The organism is Frateuria edaphi (assembly GCF_021117405.1).
Lineage (GTDB): Bacteria > Pseudomonadota > Gammaproteobacteria > Xanthomonadales > Rhodanobacteraceae > Frateuria_A > Frateuria_A edaphi.
Map to the genome: position 1 here is coordinate 3464446 of NZ_CP088251.1, position 21241 is coordinate 3485686.

11 protein-coding genes and 1 tRNA gene are annotated in these 21241 nt (G+C 64.7%); 4 read left to right on the forward strand and 8 right to left on the reverse strand.

The window, feature by feature from the left end; translation table 11 throughout:
• The first annotated feature begins 2 nt into the window (after positions 1-2).
• The 4 genes from LQ772_RS16060 to LQ772_RS16075 are packed head-to-tail and all read left to right on the forward strand — an operon-like array spanning position 3 to position 7571.
• The gene (locus LQ772_RS16060; protein WP_231322277.1) at positions 3-1460 is read left to right on the forward strand and encodes a type I restriction-modification system subunit M; all 1458 of its coding nucleotides are present in this window, start codon (positions 3-5) and stop codon (positions 1458-1460) included.
• Complete coding sequence (locus LQ772_RS16065; RefSeq protein WP_231322280.1) at positions 1457-3739, forward strand: restriction endonuclease subunit S; 2283 nt, start codon at positions 1457-1459, stop codon at positions 3737-3739. Before LQ772_RS16060 ends, LQ772_RS16065 begins: the two co-directional genes overlap by 4 nt.
• A 3-nt stretch (positions 3740-3742) precedes the next feature.
• Positions 3743-6271 carry an AAA family ATPase gene (locus tag LQ772_RS16070; protein WP_231322282.1) on the forward strand — a complete coding sequence of 843 codons (2529 nt, stop codon included), beginning with the start codon at positions 3743-3745 and terminating at the stop codon, positions 6269-6271.
• Positions 6272-6275: 4 nt separating this feature from the next.
• Positions 6276-7571, forward strand: a complete 1296-nt coding sequence (locus tag LQ772_RS16075) for an McrC family protein (protein WP_231322284.1) — start codon at positions 6276-6278, stop codon at positions 7569-7571.
• Positions 7572-7926: 355 nt separating this feature from the next.
• Here LQ772_RS16075 and LQ772_RS16080 read toward each other — a convergent pair.
• The 8 genes from LQ772_RS16080 to LQ772_RS16115 form a co-directional block, all read right to left on the reverse strand.
• Positions 7927-8003, reverse strand: a tRNA-Arg gene (locus LQ772_RS16080).
• Between the two features lie 278 nt (positions 8004-8281).
• On the reverse strand, positions 8282-10180 hold the full coding sequence (locus LQ772_RS16085; protein WP_425600812.1) for a M61 family metallopeptidase: 1899 nt from the start codon (positions 10178-10180) through the stop codon (positions 8282-8284).
• Between the two features lie 136 nt (positions 10181-10316).
• Positions 10317-12215, reverse strand: a complete 1899-nt coding sequence (locus tag LQ772_RS16090) for a M61 family metallopeptidase (protein WP_231322287.1) — start codon at positions 12213-12215, stop codon at positions 10317-10319.
• Positions 12216-12485: 270 nt separating this feature from the next.
• The gene (locus tag LQ772_RS16095; protein ID WP_231322289.1) at positions 12486-13976 is read right to left on the reverse strand and encodes an amino acid permease; all 1491 of its coding nucleotides are present in this window, start codon (positions 13974-13976) and stop codon (positions 12486-12488) included.
• Positions 13977-14231: 255 nt separating this feature from the next.
• Complete coding sequence (locus LQ772_RS16100; RefSeq protein ID WP_231322291.1) at positions 14232-15527, reverse strand: sterol desaturase family protein; 1296 nt, start codon at positions 15525-15527, stop codon at positions 14232-14234.
• 175 nt (positions 15528-15702) lie between these two features.
• Positions 15703-18780, reverse strand: a complete 3078-nt coding sequence (locus LQ772_RS16105; RefSeq protein ID WP_231322293.1) for an outer membrane beta-barrel protein — start codon at positions 18778-18780, stop codon at positions 15703-15705.
• Positions 18781-19020: 240 nt separating this feature from the next.
• Positions 19021-20043 (reverse strand): glycerophosphodiester phosphodiesterase, encoded by a 1023-nt coding sequence (locus LQ772_RS16110; protein ID WP_231322295.1) that lies wholly within the window; start codon positions 20041-20043, stop codon positions 19021-19023.
• Positions 20044-20122: 79 nt separating this feature from the next.
• Positions 20123-21232, reverse strand: a complete 1110-nt coding sequence (locus LQ772_RS16115; RefSeq protein ID WP_231322298.1) for an acyltransferase family protein — start codon at positions 21230-21232, stop codon at positions 20123-20125.
• Between the last annotated feature and the right edge of the window lie 9 nt (positions 21233-21241).

Genomic DNA, 21241 nt, shown 5'->3' on the forward strand with positions numbered 1-21241 from the left:
CCATGTCAGCCCGCACCACCGTCAAATCCATCCAGGACCTCATGCGCCAGGATGTCGGCGTCGATGGCGACGCCCAGCGCCTCTCCCAACTTTGCTGGATGTTTTTCCTCAAGATCATCGACGACCAGGATCAGCAGCTAGAGCTGATGCAGGACGGCTTCACCTCACCCATTCCGCCGCGCCTGCAATGGCGCAGCTGGGCCGCCGATCCCGAGGGCGACACCGGCGACACGCTGATGGCCTTCGTCAACGACGACCTGTTTCCCGCGCTCAAGGAGCTGCCCGCGCTGGGCAAGCAGGCCAACCGCGCCCGCGTCATCCGCAGCCTATTCGAGGACGCCTACAATTACATGAAGTCCGGCCACCTGATGCGTCAGGTGATCAACAAGATCAACACCGTAGACTTCAACGATCTGGCCGAGCGCAAGCACTTCGGCGAGGTCTACGAGCAGCTGCTCAACGATCTGCAGAACGCGGGCAACGCCGGCGAGTACTACACGCCGCGCGCGGTCACTGCCTTCATGGTCGACCGCATCGACCCGCATCCCGGCGAAAAGCTGTTTGATCCCGCCTGCGGCACGGGCGGCTTTCTCACCTGCGCCATTCGCCACATGCGCGACCGCTACGTGAAATCCGTGGCTGACGAAAAGGCCCTGCAAGCGGGCCTGCGCGCGGTGGAAAAAAAGCCGCTGCCGCACATGCTGTGCGTCACCAACATGCTGCTGCACGGCATCGAAGACCCCAGCTTTGTGCAGCACGACAACACCCTGGCCCGGCCCTACATCAGCTGGGAGCAGAAAGAGCGCGTCGACATCATCCTCGCCAACCCGCCGTTCGGCGGCAAGGAAGAGGACGGCATCGAATCCAATTTCCCCGCGCACTTCCGCACCAAGGAAACCGCCGACCTGTTCCTGGCGCTGTTCATCCGCCTGCTCAAGCCCGGCGGCCGCGCCGCCATCGTGCTGCCGGACGGCTCGCTGTTCGGCGAGGGCGTGAAAACGCGGCTCAAGGAACATCTGCTGGAAGAGTGCAACCTGCATACGATCGTGCGGCTACCCAACAGCGTGTTCAAACCCTACGCCAGCATTGGCACCAACCTGCTGTTCTTCGAAAAGGGCAGCCCCACGCAGGACATCTGGTACTACGAGCACCGCGTGCCCGAAGGCCAGAAGGCCTACTCCATGACTCGGCCGATCAGGGTCGAGCACCTGCAGGATTGCGTCGACTGGTGGGGCGGAGCGAGTCACGAAGGCCGCGTGGAAACACCCCAGGCATGGAAGGTCACAGCGGACGAGGTGAAGGCTCGCGGCTACAACCTCGATATCAAGAATCCGCACACCGAGGCCGAAGATCACGGCAACCCGAAAGCCCTGCTGGCCGAACTGGATGCGGCGGAAGCCGAGGCGGCGCGGTTGCGCGAGCAGCTGAAGGTGATCCTGGCCGAGGCGCTGGCGCGATGAATAGCGAAGGCTTTCTTGCTGCTCTAGCTCATGCCGGCGATGGACCTGCGCAGATTCAGCAGGTGCGCAAGGTCATCATCGCACTCGCGATCTCGGGAAAGCTGACGAACTTCGATCGCGCGATCGGTTCCGCACAAGTAGTAGATGTAGATCGGTCAGGCGCTTTCGTCCTGGCGGCGGGAGGATCACCACGCCGAAAGAAATCGGTCGTCACGATCAATCAAGACGATCTCCCAGAGGGCTTTGACGAACCCAGTCGCTTCATTCGTCTGGGCTCAGTGGCAACGATTGAAAAGGGGCGCACCGGCATCAGAGGAGCGCCACCCGGACCGTACCCGATGGTCGTCACCGCTGCCGAACGGATGACGAGCGATCACTATGACTTCGACGGTGCCGCTGCAATCGTGCCGCTGGTGTCTTCCACAGGACATGGCAGGGCAAGCTTGCACCGCCTTCACTATCAAGAGGGGCGGTTCGCGTTAGGCACCATTCTTGCGGCGATCTTCCCTCACGATCCGCAAAAGCTATCGGCTCGCTTTCTCTACGAATATCTGACGACTTTCAAGGATGAACTACTCGTCTCGCGCATGATCGGTACAGCAAATGTCTCGCTAAGCATCGGGAAAATAGCTGAAGTCCCTGTGCCACTTGTCGACCGCTCGACCCAGAAGCAGGTCGACGAGCTGATGGCGCTGTGCGACCAGCTGGAAGCGGCGCGGGCGCAGCGCGAGGCCACGCGCGACCGGCTGGCCGCGGCAAGCCTGGCCCGCCTGAACGCGCCCGATCCGGACACCTTCCCCACCGACGCCCGCTTCGCCCTCGACGCCCTCCCGGCCCTCACCGCCCGCCCTGACCAGATCAAGCAACTTCGCCAAACCATCCTCAACCTCGCCGTCCGCGGCAAGCTCGTACCGCAAGACCCTTCGAACGAGCCGGCAACATCCTTGCTGAAAAAAATTGCCTCACTTCGATCCAAGAAGCTTGAAGGGGGCTATCCGAATGAAGTTGAAGCTCGTGCCCAACTTAAAAAGTCGCAAACGCAACGTGTGCCGGATCAGCTAGCTCCGCCTCCCGCTGGTTGGACATGGGCGACATTGATGCAGTGCTCGATCCTTGTCGTTGACTGCAAGAACAAGACTGCGCCTTACGCGAAATCCGGCATTCGCTTGATCCGAACAACGAACGTGCGCGATGGCCAGATGAACAACATCGACCAGAGGTATGTTGACCAGCGTACATACGAGGAGTGGAGCGCCAGGTGCACACCCGAACCAGGCGACGTGTTGATAACCCGGGAGGCCCCCATGGGCGAGGTCTGCCTGATTCCTCCGGGCGAAAGAATATGTCTCGGCCAGCGAATGATGCTTGCTCGCTTGCCAGACGACTTGATGGATCCGCGCTTCATTCTCTATTCACTCCAAGACCAGCGACTGATGGATCGGGTTCAAGACAAGCCTATCGGAGCAACGGTTCAGCATCTCCGCGTGGGTGGCGTTGAAACACTGCTTATGCCAGTCCCTCCTCTAGAGGAGCAACGCCGTATCGTCGCCAAGCTCGACGAGCTGATGGCGCTGTGCGACCAACTGGAAGCCAGCCTCACCACCGGCGAAGCCGCCCGCAGCCAGTTGCTCGAAGCGTTGCTGCATGAGGCGCTTGCTCCCGCTCCCACAGCAAGTAGCGAACATCCACGCGCCGCCGTGAGTGGCTACGTGGTCTCGCGTCTCGCCCACAGGCGGAACTTCGGCCGTACGGCGCACATGAAGCACCTCTATCTGGCCGAGTCGCGCCTCGGCCTGAAGCTGGGAGGCCGCTACATGCGCGAAGCAGCCGGCCCACTGGATACCGGCATCTACGAGTTGGAGAAGCAGGCGGAGGCCGCTGGCTGGTACACCCACAACGTCGAAAAGCTTCCCTCCGGCAAGGAGAAGGTGAGCTACGTGCCCGGCAAGGCTCTCGAGGCTTTGGTCGAAGAAGGCGCCGCCGTGCTTGGACCTTCGCGCGAGGAGATGGATCGGCTGATCGATCTCATGGGCGGTTTGACGACCGAGCAGGTCGAGATCATCGCCACGCTTTTTGCCGCCTGGAACGACGTCCTAATCGATGGCCACACCCCGGATGACGACTGGATCGTCAAAGAGGTACGCGAGCACTGGCACGCCAGCAAGCGGCGCTTCGCGCCAGCCGAGCTGCACAAATGGCTGGGGTGGATGCGTCAGAACGACGTGATCCCGCTCGGCCACCCGCCTCGCACGATGCAACAAACCACGATGGAGCTTTGACCCATGGCCTTCAGCACGGACGACACGTTGTGGCGCGAATTTCTCCAGGTTTGGCCGCTCGAACGGCTCCGCACCATGACTCTGGCCGAGTACACCACGGCGGGTGACAAGGACTGCTTCGTCTATTGGCTGGAGTTCCGGTTGATCGATTACGGCAGCATCGCCGGGGGCTCCGCGTTCAAGTTCGGGATCTTCTCCCGCAAGGACACCGTGGCGCGCGAGGGTGACACCTCGCTGGCTTACGACGAGCACTACGGCTGGTACCGCCGATTCGGCAAGTCGCCCGAAGAGGCATTTCAGGCGATCCGTGGCCACGTGGTCGCCGTGGCCGAGGCTGCTCGTGATGGCCGCCTCGACGAGATCGACAGCAGCCCGCTCGGCGCGGCCTATCGCTGGAAAGTTGCCTTTCACTATCAGCCGCTGCAGAACCCGAGCATTCCCTGCGTATACGTACGCAAGCCTCTTCTGCACTTTCTCGGCCTACCCGCGTCGGATAGCACGACCGCTCAAAGTGACCTCTACCGATCGCTAGCGAAGTTGCGCCAGGCGGACGAGAGCATCTTCGCGTTCAGCGAACGGCTCTGGAAAGACTGGGTGGCCAACACACCGTTTGTCGTGAGGCTGAGCGAGGGGGCCATCAAGAACGGCTACCTCGCTGTCAATCTCATATCCGCTCCCTTCCCCGAGACCATGTACGGCGGCAAGACGCCAGCGGACGCCGCCGACACGGCACATTTCCGCACTGACTCCGGGCTTGAGTTCGACACCGACATACGCGTTGTAGGGCCCGGCAGTGGTCGACTGCGCCATCGATTAGGCAGCTACTTCAAGGACATTGGTGCAGCCGCAGGTGACGTCATCACCATTATTCAGGACGGCGATGGGACGTACCAGTTGTTTTCAAAGGTGGCGAACCATACAGCCGGGCCGGTGGTACCGGTCGCAGCAACCTCCACCCCTACCTCGGCGAAAGAGACCACGACCGAGCGGCCTCCTTTGAACCAGATCCTTTTTGGACCGCCGGGAACGGGAAAGACCTACCAGGCCATCGAGAAGGCCCTGGAAATCCTCGACCCTTCATTCCTATTGCGGTTGGGCTACGACGAAAGCGACGAGCGCCGCAAGGAACTCAAGCAGCGCTACGACGAACTGGCAAACGAGGGGCTTGTGCAGTTCGTGACGTTCCACCAGAGCTTCAGCTACGAGAACTTCGTCGAGGGCCTGAGCGCCAGCTCTGATCCGGATACCAGGCAGATTCGCTATGACGTGGAAGACGGCGTCTTCAAAGAGCTTTGTGCGTCCGCCCGTACGCGGCTGGTACGCAAGAGCGAGGACGCCCCACTGGAACTTTCGGAACGGCGCATCTGGAAGTTGTCGTTGGGCGACGCCAACACCGAGGGACACATCTACGAAGAGTGCATGGAGAAAGGCCTTGCCCTGATGGGCTTTGGCAACAATGCAGACTTCTCTAAGTGCCAATCCCGCGAAGATATCCAGAGGGTGTTTGCCGCCTCCGGTGAACCGCTTTCGCTTGGCGATTACCCAATCACGGCCATCAACACGTTTGTCCGCCAGATGAAGAAGGGCGACCTCGTTGTCGTGAGCGAAGGCAACTTGAAGCTCCGCGCCATAGGCGAAATTACCGGCGACTATCAGGTGGTCGCTCGTGAAGATGACAACTACTCTCAGGCGCGGACCGTACGCTGGCTTCGCGCCTATAAGCCCGGCCTACCCTACGGCGCGTTGATGGAGAAACGCTTCCAACAAAAGACGACCTATGAACTGCACCGGGGCTCCATCAACCACGACAAGCTGCGGGCACTGCTGAAGGCGGAGGACAGCGCGGCGTTTGCCGATCATCCACGTGTATTGATCATCGACGAGATCAACCGAGGCAATGTCTCGCGAATCTTCGGCGAGCTGATTACGCTGATCGAACCCTCCAAGCGCGCAGGTGCTGCCGAGGCGCTGGAGGTCTTGCTGCCCTATTCGAAAGATCCATTCAGCGTGCCGGATAACGTGTACCTGATCGGCACCATGAATACGGCAGACCGTTCGCTGGCGGGCCTCGACATAGCGCTTCGTCGACGCTTCGTCTTCGTGGAAATGCCGCCCAGGCCGGACAAGCTGACCGGCATCAAGGTGGCCGGGATCGACGTGTCGGCTGTCCTCGAGACGATGAACCGCCGCATCGAGATCCTGCTCGATCGCGATCACCAGCTCGGGCATGCCTATTTCATGTCGCTCGAGAACAGCAACGACTTGTCGAGGCTGTCGAGCATCTTCCGACAACAGGTCATCCCGCTGCTTCAGGAGTACTTCTTCGAGGACTGGCAGCGCATCGCGTGGGTACTGAACGACCATCGCAAGGAGAAGGGATTCCGTTTCGTCGTGCCCGCCGGGTATCCCATGGACTCGTTGTTTGGCGACACCGGGGAGTTGGTACCGGACGCCAAAGCGTGGCGATTGGACGAAGAAGCCTTCGACAAGCCGCAGAGCTATCTGGGCATTCTCGGTGGCGTCAAGGGCTGAGCAGGTGCGAGAGCACGTCGTCGTCAGGGAATACGCTCGGCTAACCACGTCCGCCGTTACCGATGCGTCGCTCGACGTGGCCCGCGTACCGGAATCGGCCTTCGACTGGCTGTGCAGGGAAAGCGCTCGACTGCAGAGGTCGGGCGCTGCGCTGGTACAGGTGGACGATCGCCGCTGGTTGCGGCTGGACAGCTACGTTGGCGTGATTGAGACCCCTTGCGGCACGCGCATCGAAATCCTCCCGAAGACAGCGGAACACGGGGACAACCGCGAGGCGGCCCGCAGGTTGCTGCGCAAGATGCTGGCTCGTTGCCTCGATGTACCTACCCGTGAGACGTCGCCGACCGACATCCAGACCTTCGACGCGCCACTCACCGAATGGGTAATGGGCCAGTTCCTGCATTCGCTGGACCGGCTGGTCAAGCGCGGCCTGCGCTTCGACTACCACCGCGTGCAGGAGGAGCAGCGCTTTCTGCGCGGGCGGCTGGACCTACCACGCCAACTCCGCCAGCCGCCGGGACGTGACCACCTGTTTCAGATCGAGCACGACGTATTCGACGCCGACCGCCCCGAGAACCGGTTGCTGTGCTCGGCGCTGGATCGCGTCTGCCGGCTTACCCGCGACGCCGGCAATTGGCGCCTGGCGCACGAGCTGGCGACTTTCCTCGCACCGGTACCCCGCAGCCGAAACGTCAACGACGACTTCCGTCGTTGGCGCACTGATCGGTTGCTGGCGCACTACCAGCCAGCACGCCCATGGTGCGCGCTGATTCTTGGCGAGCACACCCCGTTATCGGTATTGGGCGGGTGGCATGGCACCAGCTTGCTTTTCCCGATGGAAAAGATTTTTGAACGCTACGTGGAAGCCTGCCTGCGCAAGACCCTGCCGCCGGACGCGACGCTCAAGACGCAGGCATCCAGTGGGTATCTGTGCCGGCACAACAGTCAGAACTGGTTCCAGCTCAAACCCGACTTCCTCATCAAACAGGGCGAGCAAACCTGGGTTCTGGACACGAAATGGAAGCTGCTCGATCAGTCTTTGGGCAACACCAAGGAGAAGTACAGACTCAGTCAGTCCGACTTTTACCAGCTGTTTGCGTATGGCCACCGTTACCTGCCTGCCGCAGGACAGATGCTGCTGATCTATCCCATGACGACCCGCTTCGACCTTCCCTTGCCGATCTTCACTTACTCCCAAGAGCTGCATCTGAGGGTAGTGCCGTTTGATCTTGAGAAAGGACGCATCGCAGTAGGGCCGGGAGAGGCTTGGCGTCTACCTTGGGTTCGCGAGTTCGCGTGATCCCCCCGTCTTACGCGGGACTGGATTCACGTCAAAAAGAAAGTCGCCAGACAAAGCAACCGACGCGGACCGCCTCTTCACGAGGTGATCTGTCCCGTGGGCCATTGGTCACCGACCACAATCAACAGGATGCATCTCGCCCGGGAATGTCCCGCTTGTGTCCCGAACGGCCTCTTACGCAAGATTTCGTCCCGTGGGCCATGGATCAATTCCGGGGGCTCCTGACGCGAGCCGCCAAAGCTCAAAGGCCCTGCCGAGTATTCGACAGGGCCTGAGGCTTGCTGGGAAACGGCTTGCGCCGCTTGCGAGCCACCGCGCTACATCCGGAACGGATGAGGCGATGACCTATGGCAGATGGCGCGCCTGGAGGGATTCGAACCCCCGACCAATGGCTTCGGAAGCCACTACTCTATCCGGCTGAGCTACAGGCGCGTGGTGTTGCGGGGTGCGCGGGATCGGAGCTCGATCCTCGGCGGACCGGCAGTATAGCGGAGTTGGGTGGGGAGGTTCATGCCGTTCCTTCGCCCCGTCGCAGCGGTACGGATCGACCTGGCAAGGATGGGCGGAGCGCGGAGTCGGGGTACCGCCTCACGCTCCCCCTGCCCCTCCGAGAGGGAGAGGGGCTTTTGGTTTCGGCATGGAGGGGCCTTGGGCAAGCTTGGCCCCTCACCCCAACCCTCTCCCCCGAAGGGAGAGGGAGCGGCGTGCGCTTACAGCGGCTTGATCAGGTCGGACAGGGTGTCCGGCTTGCTGTCGTCGCGAACCAGGTGCGGGTACTTGAGGCCGCCGTGGTAGTCGATGCGGACGGTCTTGTATTCGTCGAAGTTCTTTACCAGCAGTTCGACCGGCTGGCTCTTGTTCTTCGCCGCGGCGCTGACCGCGTCCTTGACGGCGTCGGCGGAGTACTCCTTGCCGTTGACCGCGACGATGGTCATCGCGGGCGAGAGGCCGGCCTTGAACGCGGGGCTGTCCCACAGCACGTCGCCGATGGAGCCGTCCTTGCCGAGCGACAGGCCCAGCGAGTAGGTCAGGTCGGCCGCGTGGCGGCGCGATTCCATCGCCTTGACCGCCTTGGACGGCTTGTCGGTGTAGACCAGTTTCCAGCCGTGCGAGGCGATGCCGCCGATCAGCGGACCATGGCCGTCCAGGCGGGTGCGCAGGTAGCTCGTCCAGTCATACGGCGCGATGTCGTTGAGCGTCTTCACCACGTCTTCGAAGGTGTAGGTATTGACGCTCCAGTCGCCGTTGTTCATGCCGAAGAAGGCGCGCGCGAAGTCGTCGATCTTCTTCTTGCCGCGGGTGAGCTCACGCAGCTTGCCGTCGACGTCCAGCCAGATCATTGCGCCGGCCGAGTAGTAGTCCTCGGACGCCTGGTAATTGCGGTAGGGCAGCGGGCGGCGCTGGGCGATGGTCGGGTCGTTGGTGGTGTCCTGCACGTTGCGCCAGCTGGCCAGGCCCGGGCGGCCCTGGTCGTAGGTGGCGGCGACGAGAGCGAACATGTCCAGCGTCTCGTCCTTGTTCCAGAGCCCCGCGCGGGCGGCGATGACGTTGCCCCAGAACTGGGTCTGGCCCTCGTACACCCACAGCAACGTGTCGCTCATCGGCACGTTGAAGTTGGGCGTGGTCAGATCCGCGCCGCGGCGGTATTTGCCGTCCCAGGAATGGTTGAACTCGTGCGAGAACAGGTCGCGCGCGTAGACGTTCTTGTCCCATTCGGTGAAGTAGTCGGCGCCCACGCCGTCTTCGCTGGAGCGGTGGTGCTCCAGGCCGTTGCCGCTCATCTTGTCGCTGAGCGAGACCAGGAAGTCGTAGTGGTCGTAGTGGTGCGCGCCGTAGAGCTTGTACATCTGCTGGACCAGCTCGCGGTGCGGCTTGATCTGCTCGGGCTTCATCTCGAGGTATTTCGGATCGTCGGCGACGAAGTTCATGAACACCGGCGTCTTGGCGCCCGGATCGAGATCGACGCGCTTGAAGTACTTGCCGGCGTAGATCGGCGAATCGACCAGCGCGTTGTAGGTCAGCGGCTTGTAGGTGACGGTGTCGCCACTGGTGGAGGCCACTTCCAGCGCGGTGCCGGCCTTCCAGCCCGCCGGGTAGGTGACGCTGCCCTGCGCGCTGATCTTGCGGATGTTGTAGCCGGCCGGGTACAGGCTCATCGCATCCCACTGCAGGTTGAGCATTTCCGGCGTCATCACGACGCGGCCCTGGCGCGGGTCCTGCGGCGAGAGGAACTCGAAGTAGGCCTGCACCTCCGTGGCGCCCTGCGGCACGTCGACATGGAAGGCGTAGACGTTGAGCGGGTCGCGGGTCCACGGCAGCACCTTGCCGTTGGCCTTGATGACCAGGCCGGCGAACTTGTCGATCGGGCCGGTCGGCGAATGGTGGCCGGGGATCCACTGCGGGAACAGCAGGGTCAGCGGGCCGGCTTGTGCGGGGATCGTCTCGTTGACACGGAACACGCGGTGGGCGAGGTCGGTGGCGTCGACGGCGATCTTGAGGGTGCCGTTGAAGGGTGCGTCGCCGATCGCCGGCACGTCGGCGAAGGCGGGCGCGGCGACCAGCGCGAAGCCGGCGAGCAGCAGGGCGGATGCAAGGGGTTTGGTTTTCACGGAAGGGGCTCTCCGGTGGTGGCGCTCGAAGCTCGCCGTTCGTTCCGGGCGCGGCGCGGCAAGTGATCGCCGCGTGCCGCTCCTTCGGCTTCGGCCCTGCGGGCCTGCGCTCGGGCGAACGGTGAGGGTGGATGGGTTACTTGCGCGGGGTGGTGATCACGGTCAGCAGGTCCTTGCCGTCGGCGCGGACCAGGTGCGGGTATTTCAGGCCACCGTGGTAGTCCACCTTGACGGTGGTATAGACGTCCACGTTCTTGACCAGCAGTTCGACCGGCGCCTTGCTGGTCTTCGCTGCCTTGACCGCGTCCTTCAGCGCGTCGGGCGAGTAGTCCTTGCCGTTGACCGCGACGATGTCCAGGCCCGGCACCAGGCCGGCCTTGAACGCAGGGCCATCCCACTGCACGTCGTAGATGTTGCCGCTCTTGGACGCGGATAGGCCCAGCGAATAAGCCAGGTTGACGTTGTGGCGCAGCGACTCGGCGGCCTTGGTTTCGGCGTTGGGCGCGTCGGTGTAGACCAGCTTCCAGCCGCCGCGCTCGATGCCGTGCTCGGGCAACTGGTCGCCGGTGTAGTCCAGGCGCGTGCGCAGGAAGGTTTTCCAGTCGTACGGCTGCACCTGGTTGAGGGTGTTCACCACGTCGTCGAAGGTGTAGGTCTTCGTCACGTAGCTGCCGTTGTCCATGCCGAAGAAGGCGCGGGCGAAATCGTCCAGCGAGTGCTTGCCGCGGGAGAGCTCGCGGATCTGCGTGTCGACGTCCAGCCACAGGAGCTGGCCTTCCGGGTAGAAGTCGGTGCCGCGGCGGTAGTTGCCCCAGCCGCCACCGCCGTAATAGGTCAGCGGCGCGGCGTCGGCGGTGTCCTGCAGCGAGCGCCAGGCGCGGCCGGTGCGCGCGGACATGGCGGCGGCGATGTCGGCCATCGAGTCGCGGTACTGCTCGGCCGTCCACATGCCCGAACGGGTGGTCAGCACGCCGGCCCAGTAGTCGGTGAGGCCTTCGTAGACCCACAGCAGGTCGTCTTCCTCGACCGTGTTGAAGTCCGGCGCCCACAGCTTGGCCGGTCGGCGGAATTTGCCGCACCAGGAATGCACGTACTCGTGCGGCATCAGGCTGGCCATCAGCGCGTAGGACTTGTCGTCCGTCAGCATGTCCGCCGGCAGGCGGTCGTCGCTGGACTGGTGGTGCTCCAGGCCGAAGTGGCCGGTGTGGTCGGACAGCGTAAGCAGGAAGTCGTAGTGCTGGTAGTGGTGCGCGCCGAACAGCAGGCCCGCCTGGTCGACGAGCTCGCGATGCTGCTTGAGCTGTGCGTCGGTGAGCTTGACCTGGTCCGCCTCGTCGGCCACCACGTTCAAGTGCACGGGGACGTCGCCCTTGGGGTCAAGGTCCACGCGGTTGAAATGCTCGCCGGCGATCAGCGGCGAGTCGACGAAGTTGTTGAAGCTGACCGGCTTGAACGTGGTGCTCGCGCCGTTGCGCGCCTGCACGTCCATCGCGGTGGCGAACTGCCAGCCCATGGGCAGCGTCACGGTCGGCTTGATCTGGATCTGCCGCGTGTAGTAGCCCGCCGGATAGAAGGCGACCTGGTTGAACTCCACGTCGACCAGGTTCGGCGTGGACGAGGCGCTCGCGCCGAACATGCCGCCTTCGCCCGGGGAGAGGAACTGGAACTCGAGCTCAAGCGCGCTGGCGCCCTCGGGCACGGTCATGTGCAGCGAGTACATGTCGCGCAGGTCGCGGCGCCACGGTACGCGCTTGCCGTTGGCGGTGATGATCAAACCCGCGAGGTTGTCGATCGGGCCGGAGGGCGAATGCTCCCCGGGAATCCACTGCGGGTAGTACAGCGTGAACGCACCCGGCTTGGCCGGAATGGTTTCGTGCACGCGGAAAATCTTCTTCGGCGCGTCGGTGAGGTCCACCTTCAGCGTGAGCATGCCCGGATAGGGCACGTCCTGCGCCGGCGCGTGGCCCGCCTGCGCAGCCATCGAGAAGGCCGCACCCAGCGCGACCACCAGCAACTTCGATCGAACGTCTTTCACTTTCGCTTCCCCTGGCGAGCATCGGCGGCGCGCACGCCGCGCCGTCACCTGCCAGGCCGGGGTAGAGACACCGCCCGATAGCCGACATGACAGTCATCCGATGGTAGGACGAAGGTCACGCCCCTCCCCCTGCCAGAGGTCACGCCGGACGGGTCCACTGTCGCGTGCAGCGGCAGGCCAGACATTCCGCAGAGGGTTGGCCCACCATCGCCGCCTGGCAGCGGGGTGGGCCGAAGCCCATCCTGCGGCCGCACCGTCGCGACGACTCCGCTACCGCTCCTGCCGCTCCAGGTTGCTGTGCCGCGCGCCGTAAAAGAGGTAGATCGCCAGGCCAAGGACCATCCACGCCACGAAGCGCCAGATCGTGATGGCCGGCAGCCCACCGAGGAAGTGCAGGCGGCCGTCGGTGATCCAGGGCCAGCCGACGATCAGGAACAGCGAGAACAACATGCCGGCCGGCGCGATCAGCCACAGCGCCGGCGTGCGGAAGCTGCGCTCGAGGTAAGGTTTGCGCACGCGCAGGATGAGCACCGACGCGCAGATCACGATGAATGCCGAAAGCGTGCCGATGTTGACCAGCTCGGCCACTTCGCCGATCGGCAGGAAACCGGCGACCAGCGCGGTGAACACGCCCAGGATCATGGTCGGGCGCGCGGGCGTGCCATATTTGGGGTGGATTTGCGAAAACCACTTCGGCAGCAGTCCGTCACGCGACAGGGCGAACCAGATGCGCGCGGCACCGAGCATGAAGGCGAACATGACGCTGGTGATGCCGGCGATCGCCGCCACCGAAATGATGCCGCGCACCCAGTCCAGCCCCAATGCCTTGAACGCCGCATCCACTGGCGCCGGCGAGTTGAGCTGCGCGTACGGCACCATGCCGGTGAGGACCAGCGAAACCGCCAGATACAGCGCCATCGACACGGCCAGCGACAGCAGCACGGCGCGCGGCAGGTCGCGCTGCGGGTTCTTCGCCTCCTCGGCCGCGGTGGTCAGGGTGTCGTAACCGAACACCGCGAAGAACACCACGCTGGACGCGGCCAGTACGCCGCCCCAGCCGAAATGGCTGCCAGCCGCGTCAGTGACCACCGGCGGGATGAACGGGTGCCAGTTGGCGGTATCGACGAAAAACGCGCCGACGCCGATCACCAGCGCCACGCCGAGCACCTTGATCACCACCACCGCCGTATTGAAGCGTGCGCCCCATTCGGTCTTGACCATGAGCATCACCGCGATCAGCAGCGAGATGGCCGCGGCGATCACGTTGAACACGCGGCCGTTGTCCGGATGCAGCGGGTCGTAGGCGCCCTGCGCCCACACCGGCAGCTGTACGTGGAAGACCTGCTCGATCAGCGCCTGCACGTAACCGGACCAGCCGATCGCCACCACGCCCACGATCAGCGCGTACTCGATCAGCAGGTCCCAGCCGATGATCCAGGCGAACAGTTCGCCCAGCACCGCGTAGCCGTAGGTGTAGGCGCTGCCGGTGACCGGGATCATGCCGGAGAACTCAGCGTACGCGAGCGCGGCGCAGCAGCTGCCCAGGCCCGCGACGATGAAGGAAAGGATCACCGCCGGACCGGCGTTGACCGCGGCTTGCTGTCCCGCCAGCACGAACACGCCCACGCCGATGATGGCGCCGATACCGATCGCGGTGAGCTGCCAAAGCCCCAGTACGCGACGGAAATCCTTCGAGCCGCCTGCTTCGGACTGCAGCTGTTCGACTGACTTGTGACGCACCAGCTTGGCAAGAAAGCCCATCGGATATCCCCTTGAAAACAAGCGGGCATCATAGCTTGGGGGTTGCACGTGGCCGCAAGCCGTGTTCGGCTGTTGGCATCCATCGTTCCGTCTGGAAGATCTCTGTCGGGAGATGGCGGTGTGCGGGCATCAGCTACAGCGATGCTTGATCACCTCACGCACGCCTTCGGGCGCGACCGCCTGCCGCCCTCCGCGATGGCCTTCCTGCCCACGCGGTCGCGGGGCGCTCTCGCAATGGATCGGTCGGGTCTGGGGTCAGTGGATTCCCACCGAGGGGCCTTTCGCGGCCGACGCCGGGTGCGTTCCCGCGACGGACGGCGCACGCGTCGGAATGAGCCAGGGCAATGCCAGGGCGGCCAGGCCGAAGATCCCCATCATCGCCATCGCGAACCGCGGGTCCAACTGCGCGACGCCGAACCAGCGACCGGTCGCCCAGGGCAACAGTGCCGTGGCCAGCACGCGCACCGCTTCGATCCAGCGCGCGGCGCGTCGGCCTTCCATCAGTGCGCCCAGCACGGTGAGGCTGCCGACAAGATAGGCCGCGTAGGCCAGCAGCGTCGACAGGCTCGCGCGAGCGCTGAGGTCAAGGAAGTGCGTGGCCATGCCCAGCAGCAACGCGAACTGCAACAGGCAGTAGAGGGTCAGCGCGCGCGGCATCGGCGGATCGAAGCGCTCGCGCCGGATGTCGAACGCGGGCCTGGGGAAACGCGCAGCCACGTCCGCCGGGCGCCAGCCTGGCGGCTTGAGCCAGACCAGCGCCTTGTCGCGCCAGCGTCGCGCATGCCACATGTCCTTCGCCGCCGCCCAGTACACCTCGGCGTTCGCCCACAACGGATTGAAGCTGCGTAGCGGGGCGCGGGTGCCGTACACCGGCGGGTCCGCATCGTCTTCTTCGACGAAGGTGCCGAACAGCCGGTCCCAGATGATCAGGATGCCGCCGTAGTTGCGGTCCAGGTAGCGATCATTGACCGCGTGGTGCGCACGGTGGTTGGAGGGCGAGCAGAACACGCGGTCGAACCAGCCCAGCCGGCCGACCTGTTCGGTGTGCACCCAGAACTGGTAGAGCAGGTCGATCAGCGCGACCACCACGAACACTTCGGTCGGGATGCCGGCCAGCGCCATCGGCAGGTAGAACAGCCAGCCCAGCAGCACGCCGCTGCCGGTCTGGCGCAACGCGGTGGAGAGGTTGTAGTGCTCGCTCTGGTGGTGCACCACATGGGCAGCCCAGAGGACGTTCACCTCGTGGCCGGCGCGATGCAGCCAGTAGTAAAGAAAGTCGTAGGCAAGCAGCGCGAACAGCCACACGGCGATGTTGCCGGCGGGCAGGTCAATCGGGGCGACGTGCACGGCGACCCAGGCGTAGATGCCGATCGAGAGCAGCTTGCCGAACACGCCCACGACCTGGGAGATCACGCCCAGGCCGATGCTGCTGATCGCGTCGCCGATGCGGTAGGCCGCACGGCCACGCCAGCGCGCCACCAGCAGTTCCAGGCCGATCAGTGCGAAGAACACCGGCGTGGCCCAGGTGATGATCAGTTCCTGCACGTGCATGGCGCTTGCGGCGAACGCCGTCCCCGAGTGGCGGTCCAGGCATTCATCCTACCGCGCGGCAAGGGGGGCCGGTGGCGAAGCGCGACCGGTTGCGTGCACAAAAAAAGGGCCGCAGGTAAACCTGCGGCCCCGGTGCTGCAACGGACTGCGGACAGTCCGGATGTTACTTACGACCTCAGAAGTCGTACGACACGCCGAAGCGGACGTAACGCGGGGTCTGCGAGCTGTACGGACGCTTGTAGCTGGCGCTCGTCGAGATCGGGTAGACCTGCGTGGTCTTCTGGCTGTCGAACACGTTGTAGACCATCACGTTGAAGGCCAGGTGCTTGTCCGCCCACTCCGGACGGTACTCGGCGCTCAGGCTCAGGTTGTAGGTCCACGGGTTGCGGCTGTCGCCCGGCGAAGACGGAACGCCGTCGCAGAAGTGGTAGTACGGACCGTAGCCCAGGCCCGGATTGGTCTGGTCGGCGCCGTAGTAACCCAGGCAGGTACGCGGCATGCCCGACAGGATCGCCAGGTTGCCCGACACCATCACCTCAGGCGTCAGCTGGTAGGAGCCGTACGCCTTGATCTGGTGGCGACGGTCGTTGGCCAGGGCGCCGTTGGCGTAGTCCATGGTCGCGGCGTAATCCCAGTCCACCGTGGCCGACACGTCGGTCTGGCCGATGTCGGTACGGACCTGGCCTTCGGCGTTGCCGTAGCTGCGCGAGAACAGGTAGTCGACCTTGCCGTACCACTTGCCGTCGAACGGATGCTCCAGGTACAGGTTCAGGCCGTAGTACTTGCGCTTCATCGTGGTGTTGAAGGCGAAGTCGCCACGCCAGGTCATCGGCACCTCGTAGTAGCCGCCGCCAAGCTTCGGCACCAGGAAGTTCGAGGTCGAACCCGGGTTGATCAGGAAGCTGGCCGGGATCTGGCTGGCGTCGTAGGTCGCCGGGTCGATGCCCATCGCGTTCATCTTGGCGATGATCGAGACGTTGTCGCCGATGTCGTCGATCGCGTTGCGCAGGTTGCGGAAGGTGCCCTTGGCGCCCCACACCCACGAATCGCCCAGCTTCTTGTCGAAGCCCAGGATGTACTCGTCCTGGTACTCGGACTTGAGGTTGGTCGACGCGGCGGTCTTGGGATCGCGCGGGAAACCGTACTCGCCGTTGTTGGACAGCGGCTCGCCGGCGCCACGGCTGGTGTCGATCGGGGTCAGGCCGGTCGGGACGCCGTTGGCGTCGATGCCGGTGTAGGTGTAGTACACGCGGGTGTACAGCGAGGTACCAGCCGAACGCAGCGCGACGGAAGTCGGCAGCGCCAGGTAGTAACGACCGGCGTTACCGTAGACCTTGAAGCTGGAGTCGCCGTTGACGTCCCAGCTGAAGCCCACGCGCGGCGCCCACTGCGGCTTGGTCAGCCGCAGGAACGCGTCGCCGCCGCCACCGTAGTTGGTGAACTGGTCGTTGCGCAGGCCGATCTTGACCATCCAGCGGTCGTTGACCTGCCAGGTGTCCTCGATGTACTGCGCCTTCTGGTCCACGCGGACCGAGGCGTTGTCGTGGTAGCGGTACTGGGCGACGTAGAAGCCGCTCTCACCACCCGGCTGCGAGCCGGTGTTGGCGACCCACGGCGAATTGCGCCAGTCGGCACCCGGCTGCGCGGTGCCCGGACCACCGATGATGTAGGTGTCCGCGTCGCCGTCCATGGTGTTGTATTCCCAGGCATAGCCCAGGCCGGCGTCGGGGAACTTGGTGCCCGCGTCGATGTTGGCCTGCTTCTGGTTGTCGATACCGGCGGTGATCGTGTGATCGCCGAGGTGGTAGCTGACGTCCAGGCGCAGGTTGGTGGTGGTCGAGCGGTGACCCGGCAGGTTGATCGTCGACACCGTCTGGTTGTTGGTGATCGGGTTGCCGCCGTTGATCGCCGGATTCTGGTCCTGCGCACCGAAGATGTACGGGTTGGTCGGATCGTAATCCGGCGTGTTGCTGTACCAGGTGCCCTTCATCTTGCCGTACATCGCCGACACGGTCAGGTCGTCGGTGATGTAGCTGGTGAACTTGGCGGAGTACATGTCCGCGCCGTTCTTGGTGTGGGTGTCGTTGCTGTTGAAGTCGCCTTCGGTCAGCGTGTCGTAATCGAAGCTGTTGAAACGGCCTTCATACGAGGACTTGCTCGACGCGCCGGTGACTTCGAGGATGTTGCTGTCGTTGATGTTCCAGTCCAGCTTGCCGTACCACTTCGGGTTGTCGTAGCGGTAGTGGTCGGTGAACGGGGCAACGTTCGAACCGGTGGACTTGCCCTGCTCGCGCTCCGCCTCGACGGCGGCGAACATGAACAGCTTGTCCTTGATCAGCGGGCCGCCGACGTAACCGTCGACCGTGGTCACCCAGGTCTTGTTGTCCTGGCGGTACTGGCGCAGGGCACCGTCGGTGCCGTCGGCGTTGACGTAGTGCCAGTTCTTCGGGTCGCCCTTGAGCTGGCTCGGGGTCCACTGGACCTGGCCGCCGAAGTGCCATTCGTTGGTGCCGCGCTTGCCGACCTGGCTGATCACGCCGCCGTCGGAACGACCGTAGGCCGCACCGTAGCCGCCGCTCAGGATTTCCTGCTGGTCGATCGCGCCATACGGGAGGCTGATGCCGCCGAAGCCGCTGAGCGGATCAGTCGTGTTGAAGCCGTTGATGTAGTAGGCGTTCTCGGTGACCGAGGAACCGCCGAAGGAGACCACCTGGCCGCCCAGCGGGCCCTGGAACAGCGAGCTGCCCTGCACCACGCCCGGGGCCAGCAGCGCGATCGCTTCGGCGCTGCGCGCCAGCGGCAGCTTGGCCAGCTGCTCGGCGGTGATGACGGTGCGCGAGTCCACGCCGGTCACGTCGATCGTCGGCAGCGCGTTGGCGCTGACGGTGATGGCGGACAGGTTCTGGGCATCAGCCGCGCCCGCCGCAGCGAACGAGACCTGCGTACCGGCACCCACGCGCAGGGTGACGTCCTTGCGGGAATCGACGTTCTGGCCGTTCTGGCGCAGGGTGACGGTGTAGTCGCCCAGCGGCAGCTGGTTGGCGACGAAGTGACCGGAAGCGTCGACCGCGACTTCACGCGAGAAACCGGTGCTGTTCTGGATCAGGACGGTCTCGCCCTGGGCGGCCGGTGCATCACCGAAGATGCTGCCGGTGGTCGCCTGTGCAAAGGCAACGCCGGCGAAGCCCACGCTCAGGGCGACGGCGAGGGCCGTCCGGCGGATGGCCGGGCGATTGGCAACTTGCAAGCTCATGCAAAACTCCCCAAAACCTGTTTTGGAATAGAAGGACTGAGGCCATCGTTATGCCTCGTGGCAACGAGCACGATCGTCCATCCGCGTCCGAAAACGGTTCACAAGGAGTGCCTGAGGGAAGCCAGCAACCGCATAGGGGGATCGGTGCTGGCGAGACAGGCTTTGTGGGGAAGCGGGGCTCGTTTGACTGAACCTTAAGGTGCCCACAGCAAAAATTCAACATTTGTTGTAAAGGCGTTATTAACGCACCGCGGACCGACCCAGTGCGGGGTCATCGGTAAAGAACGCATCGACGCCGGCCTCCAGGTGCGCGCGGATCTCCTCGATCGACCCCGCGGCATTGCGCGCACCCGGGTCTTCGCCGCGCCACAGCGTGCGCGGCAGGAACACGTTTTCCGGACGGAAGGTCCACGCGTGCACTTGGAGTCCCGCTGCATGGGCATCGTGCACCAGTGACGTCGGCGCACCGAGGCGGCCCTCGTCGTCCAGCGGCAGGATTGCGCGCGCGTTCGGGCCGATCGCATCGGCCCAGGTCGCTACCTCGCGCAGGCCGTCGGGCGTGAGCAGGTCGGCGTAGCGCAGGTGGCCACCTGCGACCGCGACATCCCACGGTTGCGTCTGCGGCTCGTCGATGAGCTGCAGCAGGCGCACGTTGGGCAAGTCGCCCAGGCAGCGGCGCAACGCGCGCAGGTTGGCGAGCTCGAAGGACTGGATCACCACCGGCACGCTGCGCGTGCAGGCATGCGCCCCGAGCGTGTCGAGCAGACGCTGCTCCATCGGCAGGCCCCGGCGCTGGAACCAGGTGCCGTGCTTGATCTCCGGGATCAGTCCGACCACCCGCCCCTGCCGCGCACCCTCGATCGCCAGCAGTTCGATGACTTCCTCCAGCGTGGCGATCGGGTATTGCCCGTCGTGGGCGGTGCCGCGCAGGTCGGGCAGACGCTCGCGGGTGCGCAAGGTCTTGAGTTCGGCCAGGGTGAAGTCTTCGGTAAACCAGCCCTCGACCGCGACGCCGTCGACGACCTTGCGCGTGCGTCTGGCGGCGAAGCGCGGGTGCGCGGCCACGTCGGTGGTCGCGCCGATCTCGTTCTCGTGACGGGCCACCAGCACGCCGTCGCGCGTCATCACCAGGTCCGGCTCGATCAGGTCGGCGCCGTCGCCGATGGCGCGCGCGTAGGCGGCCAGGGTGTGCTCGGGCAGATGCGCGCTGGCGCCGCGGTGCGCGATGACCAGGGGGCGCGGAATGAGGGGACGTTCGCTCATGGCATGCGACCGCGGGATAGGTTTCAGTCCCCCGGCTCCGATGCGCCAAGGAGGGTTGGAGACCACCCTACGCGATCGCTCACAGCTTGAGGTAGAGCCGGCGCCGGTCCATCGCCCACGCGATCGCCCACCACAACGCCACGAAGGCGATCGCCCAGGTGAGCGATGCGATCCACGGACCGGCCAGCGGCGCGATCCAGCCGGCGAACAGATGCCGGTACAGCGGCTCCTGCCAGCCCAGCGCGGGTAGCGCGATCTGCAGCAGTTCGGAGCCGGCATAGGCGGCGATCGCATTCATGCCGAAGCGGCGGCCCAGCGCGGGCCAGCCACGCAGGTCGACCAGCCAGTGGAACGCCAGCAACGCCAGCATGGCCAAGCCGCCGGTCCACAACACGAACGAGGGCGTCCACAGGTTCTTGTTGAGCGGCATCCACGACGACCAGCCCGCACCGAACGCCAGCGCCACGAGGCCCGCGGCGAGCAGCCGCCCCGGTTGCCGCGCGCGCAGCCACGCGCCCGCGCACAGGCCAAGCAGGCTGCTGGCGATCGCCGGCAGCGTGGCGGGCAGGCCTTCCGGATCGTGCACCTGCCCGGTGGCGGGGTTGTGATCCCACACGTACTGCCCGAAGACCGCGCCATCGATGCGGTCGACGATGTTGTTCCATTCGTCCAGCGTGCCGCCCGCCAGCAGCAGCACGGTGTAGCCGGCCAGCAGCGTCGCGATGGCAAGCCACCAGGCGCGTCGCGGCGTGTAGATGGCGAACGCGGCGACCACCGCGAAGCACACGCCGATCCGCTGCAGCACGCCCGGCCAGCGCATCTCGCGCCCCGGCAGCCACCACGCCGCCAGCGCGTTGATCGCCAGCCCCAGCGCGAGGATGCGCAGCGCCCGCCACAGCGCCGCATTGAGCAGCCGGTCGGACGCCACGCCCTGCTCCAGCCGCGGAAGAATCGCCAGCGCCACGGACACGCCCATCACGAACAGGAAGAACGGGAACACCAGATCGGTCGGCGTGCAGCCGTGCCACGCGGCGTGCTCCAGCGGCCAGTAGACGTGCCCCCAGTCGCCCGGATCGTTGACCAGCAGCATCGCCGCCACGGTGCAGCCGCGCAGGGCATCCACCGAGGCCAGGCGGCGGGCAACATGCTGCCCCGTCGAGGGCGCCGGCTGGTCCATCGTCATCGCCATCGCGTGCAC